Below are 17,789 nucleotides of genomic sequence, written 5' to 3'. Positions count from 1 at the left end.
TAATCAGCGCTCCACGTCAGGTGCGCGGCACCGGGCAAGTGGGCGACAGGCCGCAAGGTGTGGCAGGGGACTGTAACTCCCTCGCGGAGACGCACGCTAGGTTCGATTCCTAGGTCGCCCACCACTTTTCCCTCCACCTCCGACCGCTACTACCGTGCCGCGATTGCGGCCTCGATCACGGCCAGCGTGGCACTCCCCATCGCCAGCGCCCAGCCGAACGAGGCCAGCGTTCCGATGATGACATATTCACTGGCCCGTTGTTCCTTGGCCGCCTCCAGCCGCAGCAGCGACTTGGCGGCAATCAGAAACCCGATCCCGGCGGGCTGTCCGATCCACAACAGCAGAAAGATCACCCCGCGCTCCAGGTAGCCGATCATCTGGCCCGCGCGCGGCAGGCCCTGGGCGCGAAACTCCTCGGCATAGGGCGCGGTAAGCCGTCCCACCGCCTCCGCCCCCGCGCTCAATGTCAGGATCAGCCCCGAAACCACAAGCGCGGGCACCACAACCGGGCCCAGCGCGGCGCCCCACAGCCCCGCCCGCGCGGCCTCGGGCATATAGACCGCCGCGATCATCAGGACACAAAGATGCGCCGTCTGATCGGCAAGAAACACGACAAACCCGTTGCGCAGCCGCGCGGGCAATCCGACCATCACCAGCAGGTCGATCATCATATGCGCCAGCGCCACCAACAGCGCCAGCGGCCAGACCCCGCCCAGCGCCGCCGCACTCAGCGCAAAGACCAGCAGCACATGGCCCGCGAACGGACCGGGCGCGCCGTGCGCCCGTGCCCCGGCAAGGACAAAGTCGGCAAGCACATGCGCCAGCAGCAGGGCCGCGAAGGTCTCGAACATCGGTGCCGTCACGACAGGCCCTCCGGCTTGCTTTGCGATGAAGAAAGCCGTTTCACTTGCATTCCTCGGCCTCCAGCGCGCTCAGCGCTGCAATGATCGCCGTAAATCCCGCCGACCACAGCGCCTGATTGACCGCCTGACGGCTGATCCCCAGCGCCGTCGCAGCCTCTGCGCGCGGACCGGACCCCGGCGGCAGTTGCAGCGCCAGCGCGCGCGCCTGCGCCTCGGTCCAGCCCTGCGCGATATGATCGGCAAGCCGCGCTGCCGCGGCCTCGGCCCCGCCCGCCGCATGATCGAGACACAGCGCCGCCGGAAGCGTGTCCAGCAAACGACCCGACGCGGTAAAGGCCGCGCCATGCGCCGCGTTCGGATCGGTGCCCGGCATCTCGCCCGCGCCGGTCGCGATGGCAATCCGCGAAGCGCGCGCCTTGTCGAGACGGCGCAAACAGGCCTGCACGTAGAGCGCCGCGCGCAGCGACAGCCAGGGCGCGTCGAACGCCATCTGCCAGGCATCCCCGCCACGGCGCGCAAACCCCGTGACAGAGACCTGCGGCCATGTGCCGATCTCGTCCGCCGCCGTCGCAATCGCCACGAGCGTCTCATCAAGCGCCGCCTGACCAAGATCGGTCGACGCCACGATATCCCCTGTCAGAACCGCAAATATCATAAGCAAGCTATATCGGTTTCTTGTGAAAAAAGAAAGCCAAAAAGCTTGCCCATTCGATTTGCCCGACTTTCCCCCTTTTGGCCCGCGCCTGAAACCGCCTATACTGCGGCGCAAAACGCAGGGGCACGGGCATGGCCGAACGCGGCACGCAACAGGCGCATTTCAACATCATGATCGTCGCTCAGGGCGGGCGGCTGGAATACGAGGCGCTGATCTTCGCTGCCTCCCTGCGCGCCATGTCCCCGGGCTTTGCCGGACGGCTCCTCATAGCAGAGCCGCAGCCGGGACCGCTCTGGCCCAATGACCCGCGCATGAAAAGCGCCGATGTCCGCGCCCGGCTCGACGATCTGGGGGCCGAGATCCTGCCCTTCGAGAGCCGCCATTTCGGCCATGCCTACCCTTACGGCAACAAGATCGAGGCGCTTTTCGCCCTGCCCGAGGGCGCGCCCTTCGTGTTCTTTGACACCGACACGCTGATCACCGGCGACCTTGGCCGGGTGCCCTTCGATTTCGACCGGCCCACCGCCTCGCTGCGCCGCAGCGGCACCTGGCCCGAGCCGGAACTTTACGGCCCCGGCTACACGCAGATCTGGAAAGCGCTCTACGACAAGTTCGGCCTCGATTTCGAAACCTCGCTCGACCTCTCGCAACCCGACGAGTACTGGAAGCGCTATCTCTACTTCAACGCGGGCTTCTTCTTTTACACCTGTCCGCAGGTCTTCGGGCAGCGCTTCCTCGACTATGCCCTCGCCATCCGCGACGACGCGCCCCCCGAACTGGTGTGCCAGTCGCTCGATCCGTGGCTCGATCAGGTCGCGCTGCCGCTGGTGATCCACGCCCTTGGCGGCGGGCGCGACACCCTGCCCGAGGGGCTGCTCGACGGCGACATCACCTGTCATTACCGCACCCTGCCCCTGCTCTACGCCCGCGAGAGCGACCACGTCATCGCCGTGCTCGAAGAGGTGACCGCCCCGCACCGGACCAAGAAGGCGCTCAAGGAATACGACGCCATCAAGCGGATGATCTACCAGGGGCGCGGCGCCAAGGTGCGCGCGCTCTTCGACCAGGACAACCTGCCCCGCCGCGAACAGGCGATCCGCAACATGATCAAGCGCAACGGCTTCTGGATGCGCTAGGGCGGGGGCGGTCTGGATCGGACATCCGATTGACGCACCTGCGCGAAACGCGGCCGAAGGCCGCCGCGGCCCGTCGATGCGCGGCTCACATCAATGTCAACTTCAGGTCACACTCCACCCCAACTTGAGAACATTCCGCGAACACGCTACACTCTCCCGCATGACCGCCCCGCTCCTCACCCGCCAGCAGCACCGCCCGCGCCCGGCCCTGCGCCTGCTCGGCACGCTGCCCTTCACCCAGGCCCGCCTGCATGAGGGCTGCGGCCCCGCCCGCCACAGCCTCGCCGCCCTGCTCATCGGGGCCACGCGCGGCCCGGTGCTCTGGATCGCCCCCGCATGGGCCACCGACCGGCTCAACCCCGAAGGTGCCTGCCCCATCACCGGCCCCGAGAACGGCCCCGACCGCCTGCTCTTTGCCACCCCGCAACGCCGCGAAGATCTGCTCTGGTGCATGGAAGAGGCGCTGCGCAGCGGTGCCACGCCGCTTGTCATCGCCGACCTGCCCGGCCCGCCGGGCCTCACCCCCGTGCGCCGCCTGCATCTCGCCGCCGAGGAAGGCGCGACGCGCGGCCACTATCGCCCCCTCGGCCTGATCCTGACACCGGGCGAGGGCGGCGCGCCGGGGGTCGAGAGCCGCTGGCACATGGCCCCCGCGCATGACCTCGACACCGACCGCTGGCATCTCGAACGCCGCCGCGCCCGCGACGCCCCGCCCGCCGCATGGCACCTGAGCGGACAGCCCGGCGCATGGGCGCTCAAGCAAACGTGACATCCGCCCCCCGCCCCCGCGCGTATACCCAAGGCCATGATCCGATCGCTCGCCCTCGCCCTCTGCCTCAGTGCCACTCAGGCCGCCGCCGCGCCCGAGGCCTACCGGCTCGACACCACCCGCTCCTCGGTGGGCTTCACCTACCGGCTCGGGCAGGCGGAAACGGCGGGCACCATGCCGGTGCGCGCGGCCGAGATATCGGTGGACCTCGCCAACCTCCCCGCCAGCCGCGTCACCGTCACGCTCGACGCGCGCGCGGCCCGCGCGGGCGTGTTCTTCACGACCGAGGCAATGCGCGGGCCGAAGGTGCTCGACACCGCGCGCCACCCGGTGATCACCTTCCGCTCCACCCGCATCACCGGCACCCTGCAGGCGGCGACGGTCGAGGGCCAACTCACCCTGCGCGGCGTGACCCGCCCGGTGACGCTGACCGCAGGCCTCTACCGCCAGCGCGGCGCGCAGGCCCGCGACCTCGACCACCTCACCGTGCTGCTGACCGGCCAGATCGACCGCCACACCTTCGGCGCCTCCGGCTTCGCCGACCTCGTCGGCCCGCTGATCGACCTGCGGATCGTGGCGCGGATTGAGAGGTAGGGGGTGGGCCGACCAATCGGTGTGCAGACCAGCTTGCGTCAACTTTGAATAAGTTATTTATTGATCAATCAACCACACTATGAGTACATAACAAGAACAAAAGCGATGTAAAAAACTATATATGGTCACTTCCAACGCTTTTCCTACAAGGTTATGCTACCGAGAAAAGGGCGATTGATGCAGTCGAATCTCACCTCTGTCGAACTATGCGCCGGTGCCGGCGGTCAGGCTCTGGGCATGGAGCGTGCAGGTTACACCCATCAGGCTCTGGTTGAGATCGACAGACACTGTCGCGATACCCTAGTGCTCAACCGCCCCTCATGGAACGTTGTCGATGGCGACCAAGCCGACCTCGCAAATTTTGACGGGCGTCCCTACACGGGTATCGACGTACTCGCGGGGGGACTTCCTTGTCCGCCCTTTTCCGTCGCCGGCAAGCAACTCGGCCATGCGGATGAGCGTAACCTCTTCCCCGATGCCTTGCGCCTTATTGACGAGATGAGGCCCCAGGCCGTGATGATTGAAAACGTGCGCGGTTTCCTCGATGCGGTGTTTGCCGACTATCGTCAGGGGCTCAAACGCCAACTCCGCAAGCTTGGCTACGAAACTGACTGGCACCTCTTCAACGCGTCTGACTTTGGTGTTCCGCAACTGCGCCCCCGCGTGGTGATCGTAGCAATCCGCAAGGACATGTCCGAGAATTTTTCCTGGCCCGTTTCCAGCGGCTCTTCGCCTTTGAGCGTGGGAAAAACCCTGCACGATCTTATGGCGGAAAACGGATGGCGCGGCGTGGAGCGCTGGATGAAACAAGCCGATGACATCGCGCCCACCATTGTCGGCGGGTCGAAAAAACACGGCGGTCCCGACTTGGGGCCAACGCGGGCCAAACGTGCATGGGCAACACTCGGCGTTGATGGCATGGGCATTGCCAATGAGGCCCCGGCATGGGATTTTGTGGGCATGCCACGGCTCACTGTACGTATGGTCGCAAGGCTCCAAGGCTTCACGGATGACTGGCAATTCTCTGGCAAGAAGACCCCGGCCTATCGGCAAGTGGGCAATGCGTTCCCCCCGCCCGTGGCCGAAGCGGTCGCGCTCAAGATACGAGACGCGATTTCAGTGCGCAGATCTGTGCAGGTCGTCGCCTGATGAGTGAGGCATGGCTCACACAAGCGCGGCGTGAGTTCCATGCCACCCTTCTTGCAGGCATCCTGACCAAAAGCGCATCCGGCGTTCCCAGCAATGCCGACAAATCATCAAAGCCCAGTTGCGAAATCGCGGGTGCCATTCTTGAACGGCTTGGCCCGGCTACAACCGCACCCAAGCTTGCCGGCCAGACCGCCGGGGCCGATTTCGAAGGCGTCTGCGCCAGCTTTGTTCGCGTGTGTTTCGAAAGAATGACCCATCTCCGCCCCGGCACCTTCCGGGTGAACAAGGGCGGCGGCATCGCGATGTTCGATCAGTACGCGCATCTCGATGAGCTTGAAGCTATCGCCAAGGCCAATCGTGAAATCGCAACCGCCATCGGGTCGGATTACCTGATCAAGCCTGATATCGTCGTCACCCGCGCACCCGAGAGCGACGCGACGATCAATGCCAACGGCCCATTGGTGGACGCCGAGACAGCGCACCTGTCCAGCCTGCGTGCGGTCAATCAGCCCCTCGACATCCTGCACGCTTCGATCAGCTGCAAATGGACCTTGCGCAGCGACCGCGCGCAGAATGCCCGCTCCGAAGGGCTCAACCTCGTCCGGAACCGCAAAGGCCACCTGCCGCATATCGCCGTCATCACCGGAGAGCCGACGCCCGGTCGCGTCGCCTCACTGGCGCTTGGAACCGGGGACATTGATTGCGTCTACCATTTCGCGCTCTACGAATTGCGCGCGGCACTCGTCGACCAAGAGCGGGAGGAGACACTGGACCTTCTCGATACCATGATCGAGGGCAAGCGCCTCAGAGACATATCCGACTTGCCACTTGATCTTGTAACCTAACCGAGACTGATGAACTCAAGCCCGTCTGGCCACGAAAACCCACCCCCACCGCACGCCCCATTAACCCCACCACCTCCCGAAATCCGCACCGACGGAATACCGACGCGATACCGACGTGATACAGCCCGTCAAAACCCCGTGATTTCCGGGCGTTAACCGTGATTCGCGGCGCCTGGCCCGAAACCGACACCGCCATGTCGAAAACATGTGGTCCCGCCCCCCGCATCCTGCCATTCTGGCCGCACCATGCGCCTGATGATTTCCTTCGCGGCCCTCTTCCTGTCGGTCATTCTGCTCCAGCTTTCCACCGGCGGGGTGGGCCCGCTCGATGCCCTCTCGGGCCTTGCCCTCGACTTCTCCACAGCGCAGATCGGCCTGCTCGGATCGGCCCATTTTGTAGGGTTTTTCATCGGTTGCTGGGTCGCCCCGCGCCTCATGGGCTCGATCGGTCACAGCCGCGCCTTTGCCGCCTTCACCGCCATGGGCGCGATCGGTCTGCTGGCCCATATGCTGGTGATCGACCCCTATGCCTGGTCGCTGATGCGGGTCGCCTCGGGCCTCTGCGTGGCGGGCTGTTACACGGTGATCGAGGCCTGGTTGCAGGCCAAGGTCACCAACGAGACGCGCGGCCGCACCATGGGCGTCTACCGGGTGGTGGACATGGGGGCCTCATTGGCCGCACAAATGCTGATTTCCGTATTGGCACCAGCGTCTTACGTCTCCTACAACCTGCTGGCCCTCTTGTGCTGCGCGGCGCTTCTGCCGCTCACCCTCTCGCGCCTCAGAGAGCCCGAAACCCCCGCCGCCCCGCGCCTGCGCCCGATGCTCCTGATCGCCTGTTCGCCCCTCGCTGCGGCAGGCGTTCTGGTGGCCGCTTTGTCCTCGGCCTCGTTCCGCATGGTGGGGCCGCTCTACGGCGGTCAGGTCGGCCTCGCCGTCGACCAGATCGCGGGGTTTCTGGCGGTCTTCGTGCTGGGCGGCGCGGTCGCGCAATACCCCGTCGGCTGGCTTGCCGACCGCTATGATCGCCGGTGGGTTCTGATCGGCCTGTCGCTCGCCGCGATCCTGTCGAGCCTCACCACCGCCATGACCCACAACCTCGAGACCTTCGGCATCCTGATGACGGCGTTCTTCTTCGGCATGACCACCTTTCCGATCTACTCGGTCAGCGCCGCCCACGCCCATGATTTCGCCGATGCGTCAGAGCGGGTGGAGCTGTCTGCGGCGCTGATGTTCTTCTTCGCCGTCGGCGCCATCGCCGCCCCCCTCATGGCCTCCACCCTGATCGAGGTTTACGGCCCCGCAGCGATGTTCGTGATGATCGCCGCGGGCCATGCTGTATTGGTTATTTTCGGCCTTGTCCGCATGCGCATGCGCCCCGGCGCCGAGACCCGCACCGCCTATATCTGGTCGCCGCGCACGTCCTTCCTGATCGGTCGCCTGACCGGGCGCAGCCGCGAACGCGACTGACGCGGCCCTGTCCCAGGCGAGGCTCGTTTTGACAAAGGTTTCAAGCCGTTGCATCACCTCGAACCCGTCCTGAACGCCCCGATAATCGCATGACCCACCTCGCGACCGGCTTGACGCGCCGCGCCACGCGACGCAAGGTTCGCATGTTCATGAAAGGCCCGCCATGACCCCCGAAGAGATCACCAAACTTCCCTACCGCGCCTGTGTCGGCGTGATGCTCGTGAACCGCGCGGGCCATGTCTTTGTCGGGCAGCGCATCGACAATGACGCCCCCGCCTGGCAGATGCCGCAGGGCGGAATAGACCCCGGCGAGACCGCGCAACAGGCCGCCCTGCGCGAGCTCTGGGAAGAGACCGGCATCCCCGCCGACAAGGTCCGGATCGAGGCCGAGACCGAGGGATGGCTTTACTACGATCTGCCGCATGACCTTGTGCCGCGCATCTGGAAGGGGCGTTACCGGGGGCAGCAGCAAAAATGGGTGCTGATGCGCTTTCTGGGGCAGGACGATGACGTGAACATCGCCACAGATCACCCGGAATTTTCCGAATGGCGATGGCTGCCGCCCGCTGATCTGGTGGCGAGTATCGTGCCGTTCAAGCGCGCCGTCTATAGTGCCGTGCTTGACGAATTCGGGGCGTTGTTGTGATCCGCGCGGGCCTCATCATACTGCTTTGCACGCTCACCAGTCCTGCGCTCGCGCTGTCCTGTCTGCCCCCGGATGTGGCCCGCACCTATCAGCAGGCCGCCGAGGCGGAAGAGGCCTATATCGTGGTGCATGCCCGGCTGGAGTTCGACGCCGCCGCCCTGCCCCGCACCGATTGGCAGGATCAGGCGGCCACCCCGCCGCATACCCTGATCCCGGCGCGGATGACCGGGCAGGCCCTGACCAAAACCGGGTTCGACCTGCCGTTCGATCGCCCGATCACCCTCGATGCGCAATGCTTTGGGCCGTGGTGCGCGGGGGCCGCGCCAGGCACCTCCTATCTCGCCTTTCTGAAGCGTACCGAGGATGGCTATCTACTGGCGCTCGACCCGTGTGGCGGCATGGGCTTTGCCGACCCCTCCCCCGAAAGCCTGCGCCGGGTCGAAACCTGTTACAGCGGCGGGTCCTGCGAGCCTCAAACCCGCTGACCACGCAATCGGCATGCGTTTTGCAAGGCATAAACCGGAAATCGACCGGATTCGGGTTGTTGCGGGCAGGGGCATCAATATATTACCGATGGTTAATCGAGATGGCCCGGCCTGTGCCCAGTGATGGGGGCGGTGCAAACCGGGACACAGGGACGGGACAGGGGGCAGAACACGCATGGACAGTGCCGCAATCTTTTTGCCGATCATCGCGGCATTGCCATTCTTGGGCGCGCTCTTTCCGGGGTTGATGATCCAGGCGGGCCGCAACACATGCGCGGCGTTTACGGCTTCGGCCACCATCCTTGCCCTGATCCTGCTGCTGCTCTGCGTCCCCACCGTGATGCGCGGCGAGGTGCTGACCTTTGGCATCGACTGGCTGCCCTCGCTCGGGCTCAACGTCAATTTCATGCTGGATGGGCTGGGGCTTCTCTTTGCAGGGCTGATCCTCGGGATCGGCCTTTTGATCATCCTCTATGCACGGTTCTATCTCTCGCGAGAGGACCCGATGGGGCAGTTCTACACTTACCTTCTCCTGTTTCAGGGCGCGATGGTGGGGATCGTCCTTTCCGACAACATCCTGCTTTTGCTGGTCTTCTGGGAACTGACCTCGCTGTCCTCGTTCCTGCTGATCGGGTATTGGAAGCACCTGCCCGAAGGGCGGCAGGGCGCGCGCATGGCGCTTACCGTCACCGGCCTCGGCGGTCTTGCCATGATCGGGGGCATGCTGATCCTCGGCAATATCGCGGGTAGCTATGACCTCAGCGTGATCCTGACGCAGAAGGAGGCGATTCAGGCCAGCCCGCTCTATCTGCCTGCGCTGATCCTGATCCTCTTGGGCTGCTTCACGAAATCGGCGCAGTTCCCGTTCCATTTCTGGCTGCCGCATGCGATGGCCGCGCCCACGCCGGTTTCGGCCTATCTGCATTCGGCGACGATGGTGAAGGCGGGGCTGTTCCTGATGGCACGCATGTGGCCGGTGCTGGCGGGCACGCCGGAATGGTTCTGGATCGTGGCGTCCACTGGCCTGATCACCATGGTGATGGCCGCCAAGATCGCGCTCTTCAAGGATGATCTGAAGGCGCTCTTGGCCTTCTCGACGGTCAGTCACCTCGGGCTCATCACCATGCTCCTTGGCCTTGGCACCAAGGCGGCGGCGGTGGTGGCGGTCTTCCACATCATCAACCACGCCACCTTCAAGGCCGCGCTCTTCATGACCGCGGGCATTATTGACCACGAGGCGCATACCCGCGATATCAAGCGGTTGGGCGGGCTGCGCCACCTGATGCCGATCACCTTCACGATCGCCACCATAGCGGCGCTGTCGATGGCGGGTATCCCGCCGCTCAACGGGTTCCTCTCCAAGGAAATGATGCTGGAAGAGGTGGCGCATACCCACTGGATCGGGCCGCATTGGCTGATGGGTGCGGTGGCGACGCTTGGTGCGCTCTTCTCGGTGGCCTATTCGTTCCGCTACATCGCGCATGTGTTCCTCGGCAAGGAACGCAACGATTACCCCGCCAAGCCGCATGACCCCGGCTTTGGCATGTGGGCGGCGCCTGCCTTCCTGACCGTGCTGGTGGTGCTGATCGGGTTCATGCCGATGACTTTCGCGGGCGATCTGGTGAAGGTGACGGCGCAGGCGGTGACGCAGGCCGATCCTTACGTCAAGATCTACCACTGGCACGGGCTGGTGCCCGCCTTCTGGATGTCGGTGATCGCGGTTCTGGGCGGTGCGTTGCTGCTGGCCTTGCATGGCCCGTTGATGCGGATGTGGAACGCCACGCCGCGCCCAGAGGCCAAGGTGATGTTCGACGCGGTGACCCGTGCCGCCACATCCCTGTCCACCACGCTGACCGATGGCATCCACAACGGCGCGCTGACGCGCAACGCCGCCGTCTTCTCGGTCGCGGTGATCGCCGCCGGTGCCTTGGCATGGTCTGGCGGCAGCGCACTCGGCCCGACGCGCGAGGCGCTGCCGATCACGATCATTCCGGCCATTGGCTGGCTGCTGCTGGTGCTGGCGACGATCTGTCTCGTGGCCTTCCACCGCAACCGCTTCCTCGCGCTGGTGCTGATGGGGATCGTCGGTCTGATGGTCTCGCTTGGCTTCGTCTACTTCTCGGCCCCCGATCTCGCGCTCACGCAGATCTCGGTCGAGGTCGTGACGATCATCCTTCTGTTGCTGGCGCTCAACTTCCTGCCGCGCGAGACGCCTGCCGAAAGCAGCCCGGCGCGCCGTCTGCGTGATGCGGGCATCGCCATTGTCGGCGGCGTGGCGGTCACCGGCCTGACCTATGCCATCCTCGTGCGTGACTTTGCGCAGGAAAGCATCTCCGCCTTCCACCTCGCCAATTCCTACAAGGGCGGCGGCGGCACCAATGTGGTCAACGTGATCCTCGTGGATTTCCGGGGCTTTGATACCTATGGCGAGATTATCGTTCTGGGCATCGCGGCGCTGGTCATCTACGCGCTGACCGAGACCGTGCTCAAGGGGCCGGGCGGGCGCTGGCTCGCCAATTGGGACGCGCATCGCTATGCCGAGGCGGGCGACCGGCACCCGCTGATGATGGTGGTCGCGACCCGCGTGATGATGCCGATTGCGCTGATGGTCGGGGCCTTCATCTTCCTGCGTGGCCATAACGAGCCCGGTGGCGGTTTCATCGCCGGTCTGATCGTGGCCATCGCGTTCCTGATGCAATACATGGCCTCGGGCTTTGCCTGGGCCGAGGACCGGCAGCGTGTGACCTATCACGCCACCATCGGCCTCGGTGTGCTGGTCGCCTCCGTCACGGGCATAGGTGCGTGGCTGAACGGGCGGCCGTTCCTGACCTCGGATTACGGCTATCTGCATTTCCCGCCCATCGAGGAATTCGAATGGGCCACCGCCATGGCCTTTGACGTGGGCGTGTTCCTGACGGTGGTGGGCGCGGTCATGCTGGCGCTCAACAGCCTGTCGAGCATGGCGCGCCGCTCGGGCGAGACGGTCAACGTCTTCCCGATGGATATCAACCCCGCGCGCGAGGACGCGCCGAAAGAGGGAGAGGTCTGATATGGAACTTCTGTTCGCAACCGCCATCGGGCTTCTGACCGCTGCGGGCATCTACCTCGTGCTGCGGCTGCGCAGCTTTCCGGTGATCATCGGGATTTCGCTGCTGACCTACGCGGTCAACCTTTTTCTCTTCGGCGCGGGGCGGCTGGCGATCAACCTGCCCCCGGTGCTGCGCAAGGGGGTCGAGACCTATACCGACCCGCTGCCGCAGGCGCTGGTGCTGACCGCTATCGTGATTTCCTTCGGGATGACGGCTGTGGTGGTGATGCTGGCACTCGGGGCCTATCTCTCGGGCCGCGAGGACAGCGTGAACATGGAAGACGGCACCGCGCCCGATCAGGAGAATGAGGCATGAACCACTGGATTATCGCCCCTGTGGTCCTCCCGGCGGTGCTCGCGGCGGTGCTGACGCTGACGATGCGGCATCATCCGCTGTTGCAGCGGGTGTTCTCTCTGGCGGGCGTGCTGGCGGTGCTGGCGGTGGCGCTTGGCCTTATGCTGCACGCGGCCACGGGTGCCATCGAGGTCTATGAGTTGGGCAACTGGCCCGCCCCCTTTGGCATCGTGCTGGTGCTCGACCGGCTGTCGGCGCTGATGGTGCTGCTGACGGCGGTGCTTGCCGGGCTGGTGCTGCTCTACGCCATCGGCTCGGGCTGGGATCAGCGCGGCAACAATTTCCACGCGCTGTTCCAGTTCCAACTGATGGGCATCTTCGGCGCGTTCCTGACCGGCGACGCCTTCAACCTCTTTGTGTTCTTCGAGGTGCTGCTGATCGCCTCCTACGGGCTGATGATCCACGCAGGCGGGGCGCGCAGGCTCAAGGCGGGGGTGCAATATGTCATTTACAACCTGCTCGGCTCCACGCTCTTTCTCTTTGCGCTCGGCACGCTTTATGCGGTGACCGGCACGCTCAACATGGCCGATCTGGCGGTGCGCGCGGCGGAAATCCCGGTCGAGGACAGCGCACTCCTGCGCGTTGGCGCGATGCTGCTGTTCCTGGTCTTCGCGATCAAGGCCGCGCTTTTGCCGCTGCATTTCTGGCTGCCCGAAACCTATGCCGAGGCCCCCGCCCCGGTGGCCGCGCTCTTTGCCATCATGACCAAGGTCGGCGCCTACGCGATCCTGCGGATGTACACGCTGGTCTTCGGCCCCGATCTGGGGGCCACGGCCGACCTGATCGACAATATGATGATCTATGCGGCCCTCATCACCATCGCGGCGGGGATGATCGGCATTCTGGGCGCCAAGCGTCTCGGGCGGCTCGCGGCCTTCGCCTCCATCGGCTCGATGGGCACGCTGCTGATTGCCATCGCGGGCTTTCGCCCCGAGACAACGGCGGCGGCGATCTATTACATGCTGCATTCCACTTTTGCGGCGGCGCTTCTGTTCCTTGTGGTCGATCTGGTGCGCGAACGGCGCGGCGAGATGGGCGGCGCGATCCAACCCGGCCCGAAAATGGCACAGCACGGGCTGATCGCGGCGCTGTTCTTTGGCGCGGCGATTGCATCGGCGGGCATGCCGCCGCTCTCGGGCTTCATCGGCAAGCTCTTGGTGCTCGACGCGGTGCGTGAGATGCAGGAGGTCTGGCTGATCTGGACGGTGATCCTCGCCACCTCGCTCGTCGCGGTGCTGGGATTTGCGCAGGCTGGCAGCATGGTGTTCTGGAAACTCGCCCCGGTGACGGATGACACCCCGCAAGAGGCCTCCGCCCCGCAGCCCGCATTGCCGATTGTGGCGGTCTGCGCGATGCTGGGGGCGGTCATTGCGCTCTCGGTCTTTGCCGGGCCGATGATGGGCTATATCGAGGCCACGGCCACGCAACTGCATGCACCAGACGGCTATATCGCCGCCGTGCTTGGCACCAACTGAGGAGGGACAAGACGATGCTCCGCAAACTGCTGCCCCATCCCTTCCTCACGCTCACGCTGATCGTGGTCTGGCAGATGCTGGTCAACAAGCTGACCCTCGGCAACCTGCTGCTCGGCACCATCCTTGCGCTGATCATCCCGGTCATCACCTCGCCCTACTGGCCCAACCGGCCCAAGCTGCGCAGCGCGCCGCGCATCGTGGAATACGTGCTGGTCGTGCTGTGGGATATCTGCGTGGCCAATGTGCAGGTCGCCTATGTGATCCTGTTCAAGACCAACGCCAACACCAAGCCAGCGTGGATTTCTATCCCGCTCGAGTTGCGCACCCCCGAGGCGATCACCGTGCTGGCGGGCACCATCACCATGACCCCCGGCACCGTATCGAGCGACGTCGCCGCCGACGGGCGTAGCCTTCTGGTGCATTGCCTCGACGCGCCAGACCCGGACGCGGTGCGCGATGAGATCAAGGCGCGCTACGAGGCCCGGCTGAAGGAGATTTTCGAATGATCGAGTATGCGCTCTATTTCGCCTTCGCCTGTTTTGGCCTTGGCCTGTTGATGAACATCTACCGGGTGATCAGCGCGCCTGCCGTGGGCGACCGTATCCTTGCGCTCGACACGATGGTGGTGAACGCCATCGCGCTGCTGGCGCTCTATGGCATCCACAAGGGCACGACGGTCTATTTCGAAGCCTCGATGATCATCGCCATGACCGGCTTCATCTCCACCGTCTCCTACACGCGCTTTTTGCTGCGTGGCGACATCATCGAATAAGGGGGAAAGATCATGCTCATCGACATCCTCATTTCCGTCTTTCTGGTGATCAGCGGCATATTCGGGCTGGTGGGCTCGTTTGGCCTGATCAAGCTGCCCGATCCGATGATGCGTCTGCATGCGCCGACCAAGGCGACGACTCTCGGGGTGGGTGGCGCGCTGATCGCATCGATGCTTTACTTCTACTTTGTTGTCGGGAATTTCTCGTTCCACGAATTGATGATCACGCTGTTTCTGTTCCTGACAGCACCCATCACCGGCCATTTCATCGCCAAGACGCATCTGCACCTTCTGCACAAGCCCGCTGACCTGCCGCCCACCGGCACCGACCGGCCTTGGGCCAGCTATGAAAGCGATGCCGAACGGCAGCGCATCGAAGCGGAGCAAGCGGCAGAGACCCCGCGCGCATGACTGCGCGGTGGTGATTGAACCGGACCGGACAACCGGTGCCTGCGCCTCAAGGATGTCTACCGACGGCCAAGCTTCAGACCAAGAAAGTTCAAAACTTTCTTGATCGGAATTTTTTAAAAATTCCGTCACGCAACGCTAGCCATCAGCCCGCCTCGCGCTACCGGGCGCCCTCACTCCATTCATCCACCATCGGCTCGATCCGGCGCTCGCGAAACCGGATCCAGCGCACCCGAATGGCCCAGAACAGCGCCGCCAGCAGTACCAGCACCACGATCTTGACCCACGGAATGATCTGCTCGTCCGGCCCGGTGGCTGCACGGATACTCACCGCATTGGGATAGATCGAGAACAGCTCATTGCGCCAGCCGTAATGACGCACGACCACCCATTGCGCGGTCTCGGCGTTCTTTTTTGACATCATGTCCGACGCCTCGGCCTGCAGATTGGCGGTGTCGAACTTGAAATACGGCGGCCAGCCCCAGCCGGTATCCTCGTTACGATAGATCATCGGCTTGTCATTGGCCCGAAAGGTCTGGATGAAGAACACGTCACGCTCGGTCGCCGTGGGGTCTTCACCGGTATCGGCATTCGACCAGAACAAAGAATTATCGCCCGGATTGACCCGTTTTTCATAGGTGTCGGTGATCCGCACCACGTCATGCTGCGGCAAAGTATAGTGCAGAAAGGCGATCAACACCGTCCAGAACACGCCCCAGAACACCCATTTGACATAGACCATGCGTGGCCCCCTTACATGAAATTCGTGACATAGATGGTGACGCCGATCAGCGTCACCGGAATGATATAGACCAGCCAGATCAGCCGTTTGCGCAACGATTGCTCATATTGCACCATCCCAGCCTCTATATAGGCATCCCGGTCGCCGGGGCGACCCGCCTCTTCCCAATCCTGCTCCATTTTCTTGCGCCGCACGGATCGTGAATACCAGGAAATCCCGAGATAGAGCGCCGTCAGAGCGATCAGCCCGAAGATCAGCAATCGCATCAATGCCAGCATCCACCCTCTCCCATTTCCGGTCCACCGACCAAAGCCGCACCCCTGCATAGCGCAGAATCATGCTAGGCTGCACCCCATATGCACGGAAACCGGAAAGGACATGCCATGTGTGACGCCTGCGTAATCAATGCGGTCAAGGACAGGATGCTGTCGCGCCGCGCCTTCTTTGGCACCGCCGCCGGGGCCGGGGCCGCCACTGCGCTCTCGCCCTTGGGCGCATCGCCTGCGATGGCGCATGGCCATAGCACGGTCGAGGATCTGACCCACGCCTATGACGCCGACTTTCCCACCTATTTCGGTGCGCCCGGCATCTCGACCGAGCAGAATTTCAACTTTGCCGATCACGGCTTCAACCTGCTCACGCTGACGGTCAACGAACATACCGGCACCCATGTCGATGCGCCGCTGCATTTCTCCGCCGATGGCGCTTCGGTCGATGAAATCCCGGTGGGTGATCTCGTGGCCCCGCTCTGTGTCGTCGATATCGCCGCGCGCGCCGCCGAGGATGCCGATACGCGGCTCACCCCCGACGATCTCAAGGCATGGATTTCGGCCAATGGCGACATTCCCGACGGCGCCTGCGTGGCGCTCTATTCCGGCTGGGGGGCCAAGACCGGCGGCGACGCCTTTCGCGGTTTTGACGGCGAGGCGCAGCATTATCCGGGCTTCCACGTCGAGGCCGCGCTGATGCTGATCGAGGAGACCGGCGCGCGCTCCATCGCCTCTGACACGCTGTCGCTCGACCACGGACCCTCGGCAGATTTCGCCACGCATTACGCCTGGCTGCCGACGGGGCGGTTCGGCATCGAATGCATGGCCAATCTCGACAAGGTTCCCGCAGCAGGGGCGACCGTGGTCATCGGCGCGCCCAAGCATCGCGGCGGCACCGGCGGCCCGGCGCGCATCTTCGCGCTGATCTGAACCGGAGTCCTGCCATGTCTCAGGGATAGGACGGGTCCCGCCCGAGCAACTCATCAAGTTGCCGTGCGATCCAGCCGCGCGGGATGAAATGACCGCGCGGATGCACGTCGAGGGTCACATCGCCCTCGGCACAGGCCCATGTGGTACGGGTAAACGTGTCATGCCGGGTGATGCTCCATTGCCCCGCCCCGGCGCCGCGCCCCGCACAGCCCATCCGGTCGCGCCAGAGCTTGACCGGCCAAGTCGTCTGGCCGTCCGGGCCGAAGGGGAAATCCATCACCCTGTCAGAGGTGCCGTGGACATGACGCACCATGGCCGGGGCCTGCGGGCAGGTTTCCGACTGGCGCAGAGTGCCGGAAACGGCGAGAAGCGCCGCGACCCCGTCGCCGTTCTCGCAGGCATAGCGCCAGGCCATCGCCGAGCCGTAGGAATAGCCCGAGACAAAGATCCGGCTGCGGTCGATGGGATAGCGTTTCGCGGCATCCTCGATCACGGCGGCGGCAAAGGCGACGTCATCGGTCCGGTCGCTCCAGAAATCCCAGGTCTTGCCCTCTCCGTTGGGGGCCAGCAGCAGCACACCGCGCCGCCGCGTCGCCCCGGAGATCCGGCCATGCTTGACGATCAGCGTGCCCTGCCGCATCCAGCCATGAAAGTGCAGCAGCACCGGCAAGGGCGAGGTGCCATCCCAATCGTCGGGTTCCTTGACATGATAGGATCGCGCTCCAAGCGGGCAGGGAATGTCCGCGTGACAGGCGGCCTCTTCGGGGGCCACCGCAAGCGCATGCGCGGCCCAGAGCAGGGCCAGAAGAAACGGGATCAGGCGCATGGCGGCTCCGGTCGTGTCACATCGCGGTCAAGGTAACCGGGTCGCCTGAAATGTCATGTCACAAGCCTGTCAGCCGAGGCGGTTTTGGCCTGAAGCTGCCGTTGCCGTGAGCCGCGCATCGACGGGCCGCGGTGCGGCGATCCAACCACAGTTTTATAGCGCTTTATTTCAGCCAAATCCGAAAAACATCAGAGCGCAGAGCAGGTTGCAGCGAAATCGCCGTGCCGGGGGGCGGCCCGGCGATGCGCGGCGGCCTTCGGCCTTGATTCCGCGCATGAGTGTAGCCGTCCACGGCAGCTTAAGGCCAACCAC

General features: G+C 64.3%; 20 protein-coding genes and 1 tRNA gene. 16 read left to right on the top strand and 5 right to left on the bottom strand.

The genetic code is table 11. The annotated features are described in order from the left end of the window. Nucleotides 1-40 precede the first annotated feature (40 nt). Nucleotides 41-124 (top strand) — tRNA-Tyr (locus tag RID11_RS19410). Nucleotides 125-149: 25 nt separating this feature from the next. Here the strand turns inward: RID11_RS19410 and RID11_RS19405 are convergent. Beyond that, nucleotides 150-863: a DUF3307 domain-containing protein gene (locus RID11_RS19405; RefSeq protein ID WP_350141935.1), complete on the bottom strand. Its 714-nt coding sequence runs from the start codon at nucleotides 861-863 to the stop codon at nucleotides 150-152. Between the two features lie 40 nt (nucleotides 864-903). Continuing rightward, entirely contained in the window at nucleotides 904-1,518 is a 615-nt protein-coding gene (locus tag RID11_RS19400; protein ID WP_350141934.1) for a MarR family transcriptional regulator, read from the bottom strand. Between the two features lie 131 nt (nucleotides 1,519-1,649). Between RID11_RS19400 and RID11_RS19395 the strand changes: the two genes are divergently transcribed. The 14 genes from RID11_RS19395 (at nucleotide 1,650) to RID11_RS19330 (ending at nucleotide 14,713) form a co-directional block, all read left to right on the top strand. Next, nucleotides 1,650-2,654 (top strand): GT-B fold glycosyltransferase domain-containing protein, encoded by a 1,005-nt coding sequence (locus tag RID11_RS19395; protein WP_350141932.1) that lies wholly within the window; start codon nucleotides 1,650-1,652, stop codon nucleotides 2,652-2,654. 160 nt (nucleotides 2,655-2,814) lie between these two features. After that, nucleotides 2,815-3,423, top strand: a complete 609-nt coding sequence (locus RID11_RS19390) for an ImuA family protein (RefSeq protein WP_350141931.1) — start codon at nucleotides 2,815-2,817, stop codon at nucleotides 3,421-3,423. A 36-nt stretch (nucleotides 3,424-3,459) separates the two neighbouring features. Further along, nucleotides 3,460-4,017, top strand: a complete 558-nt coding sequence (locus RID11_RS19385; protein WP_350141929.1) for a YceI family protein — start codon at nucleotides 3,460-3,462, stop codon at nucleotides 4,015-4,017. 177 nt (nucleotides 4,018-4,194) lie between these two features. Next, a complete protein-coding gene (locus RID11_RS19380; RefSeq protein WP_350141928.1) occupies nucleotides 4,195-5,166 on the top strand; it encodes a DNA cytosine methyltransferase in 972 nt (323 codons plus the stop codon). Further along, the gene (locus RID11_RS19375; RefSeq protein WP_350141927.1) at nucleotides 5,166-6,011 is read left to right on the top strand and encodes an NgoMIV family type II restriction endonuclease; all 846 of its coding nucleotides are present in this window, start codon (nucleotides 5,166-5,168) and stop codon (nucleotides 6,009-6,011) included. Before RID11_RS19380 ends, RID11_RS19375 begins: the two co-directional genes overlap by 1 nt. 246 nt (nucleotides 6,012-6,257) lie before the next feature. Then, nucleotides 6,258-7,481: an MFS transporter gene (locus RID11_RS19370; protein WP_350141926.1), complete on the top strand. Its 1,224-nt coding sequence runs from the start codon at nucleotides 6,258-6,260 to the stop codon at nucleotides 7,479-7,481. Between the two features lie 163 nt (nucleotides 7,482-7,644). After that, complete coding sequence (locus RID11_RS19365) at nucleotides 7,645-8,127, top strand: RNA pyrophosphohydrolase (RefSeq protein WP_350141925.1); 483 nt, start codon at nucleotides 7,645-7,647, stop codon at nucleotides 8,125-8,127. Further along, the gene (locus RID11_RS19360) at nucleotides 8,124-8,612 is read left to right on the top strand and encodes a hypothetical protein (RefSeq protein ID WP_350141923.1); all 489 of its coding nucleotides are present in this window, start codon (nucleotides 8,124-8,126) and stop codon (nucleotides 8,610-8,612) included. Before RID11_RS19365 ends, RID11_RS19360 begins: the two co-directional genes overlap by 4 nt. Before the next feature lie 175 nt (nucleotides 8,613-8,787). Then, nucleotides 8,788-11,661: a monovalent cation/H+ antiporter subunit A gene (locus tag RID11_RS19355; RefSeq protein WP_502949367.1), complete on the top strand. Its 2,874-nt coding sequence runs from the start codon at nucleotides 8,788-8,790 to the stop codon at nucleotides 11,659-11,661. Nucleotide 11,662: 1 nt separating this feature from the next. Further along, the gene (locus RID11_RS19350) at nucleotides 11,663-12,016 is read left to right on the top strand and encodes a Na+/H+ antiporter subunit C (RefSeq protein WP_350141922.1); all 354 of its coding nucleotides are present in this window, start codon (nucleotides 11,663-11,665) and stop codon (nucleotides 12,014-12,016) included. Further along, the gene (locus RID11_RS19345) at nucleotides 12,013-13,530 is read left to right on the top strand and encodes a monovalent cation/H+ antiporter subunit D (RefSeq protein WP_350141921.1); all 1,518 of its coding nucleotides are present in this window, start codon (nucleotides 12,013-12,015) and stop codon (nucleotides 13,528-13,530) included. Before RID11_RS19350 ends, RID11_RS19345 begins: the two co-directional genes overlap by 4 nt. 14 nt (nucleotides 13,531-13,544) lie before the next feature. After that, a complete protein-coding gene (locus RID11_RS19340; protein ID WP_350141919.1) occupies nucleotides 13,545-14,036 on the top strand; it encodes a Na+/H+ antiporter subunit E in 492 nt (163 codons plus the stop codon). Then, nucleotides 14,033-14,302, top strand: a complete 270-nt coding sequence (locus tag RID11_RS19335; protein ID WP_050663755.1) for a K+/H+ antiporter subunit F — start codon at nucleotides 14,033-14,035, stop codon at nucleotides 14,300-14,302. Before RID11_RS19340 ends, RID11_RS19335 begins: the two co-directional genes overlap by 4 nt. 12 nt (nucleotides 14,303-14,314) lie before the next feature. Continuing rightward, nucleotides 14,315-14,713: a Na+/H+ antiporter subunit G gene (locus RID11_RS19330; RefSeq protein WP_350141918.1), complete on the top strand. Its 399-nt coding sequence runs from the start codon at nucleotides 14,315-14,317 to the stop codon at nucleotides 14,711-14,713. A gap of 157 nt (nucleotides 14,714-14,870) precedes the next feature. Here RID11_RS19330 and RID11_RS19325 read toward each other — a convergent pair whose 3' ends face one another. Next, the gene (locus RID11_RS19325; RefSeq protein ID WP_350141917.1) at nucleotides 14,871-15,452 is read right to left on the bottom strand and encodes a DUF1523 family protein; all 582 of its coding nucleotides are present in this window, start codon (nucleotides 15,450-15,452) and stop codon (nucleotides 14,871-14,873) included. Between the two features lie 11 nt (nucleotides 15,453-15,463). Next, on the bottom strand, nucleotides 15,464-15,730 hold the full coding sequence (locus RID11_RS19320; protein WP_350141916.1) for a hypothetical protein: 267 nt from the start codon (nucleotides 15,728-15,730) through the stop codon (nucleotides 15,464-15,466). 105 nt (nucleotides 15,731-15,835) lie between these two features. Between RID11_RS19320 and RID11_RS19315 the strand changes: the two genes are divergently transcribed. Next, the gene (locus tag RID11_RS19315; RefSeq protein ID WP_350141915.1) at nucleotides 15,836-16,651 is read left to right on the top strand and encodes a cyclase family protein; all 816 of its coding nucleotides are present in this window, start codon (nucleotides 15,836-15,838) and stop codon (nucleotides 16,649-16,651) included. A 19-nt stretch (nucleotides 16,652-16,670) separates the two neighbouring features. Here RID11_RS19315 and RID11_RS19310 read toward each other — a convergent pair whose 3' ends face one another. After that, entirely contained in the window at nucleotides 16,671-17,477 is an 807-nt protein-coding gene (locus RID11_RS19310) for a CE1 family esterase (RefSeq protein ID WP_350141914.1), read from the bottom strand. Between the last annotated feature and the right edge of the window lie 312 nt (nucleotides 17,478-17,789).

Origin of the sequence: Roseovarius sp., assembly GCF_040219995.1 — a bacterium.
GTDB lineage: Bacteria > Pseudomonadota > Alphaproteobacteria > Rhodobacterales > Rhodobacteraceae > Roseovarius.
The sequence above is the reverse complement of the archived record's forward strand: the minus strand, read 5'-3'. Positions and strand labels throughout refer to the sequence as shown.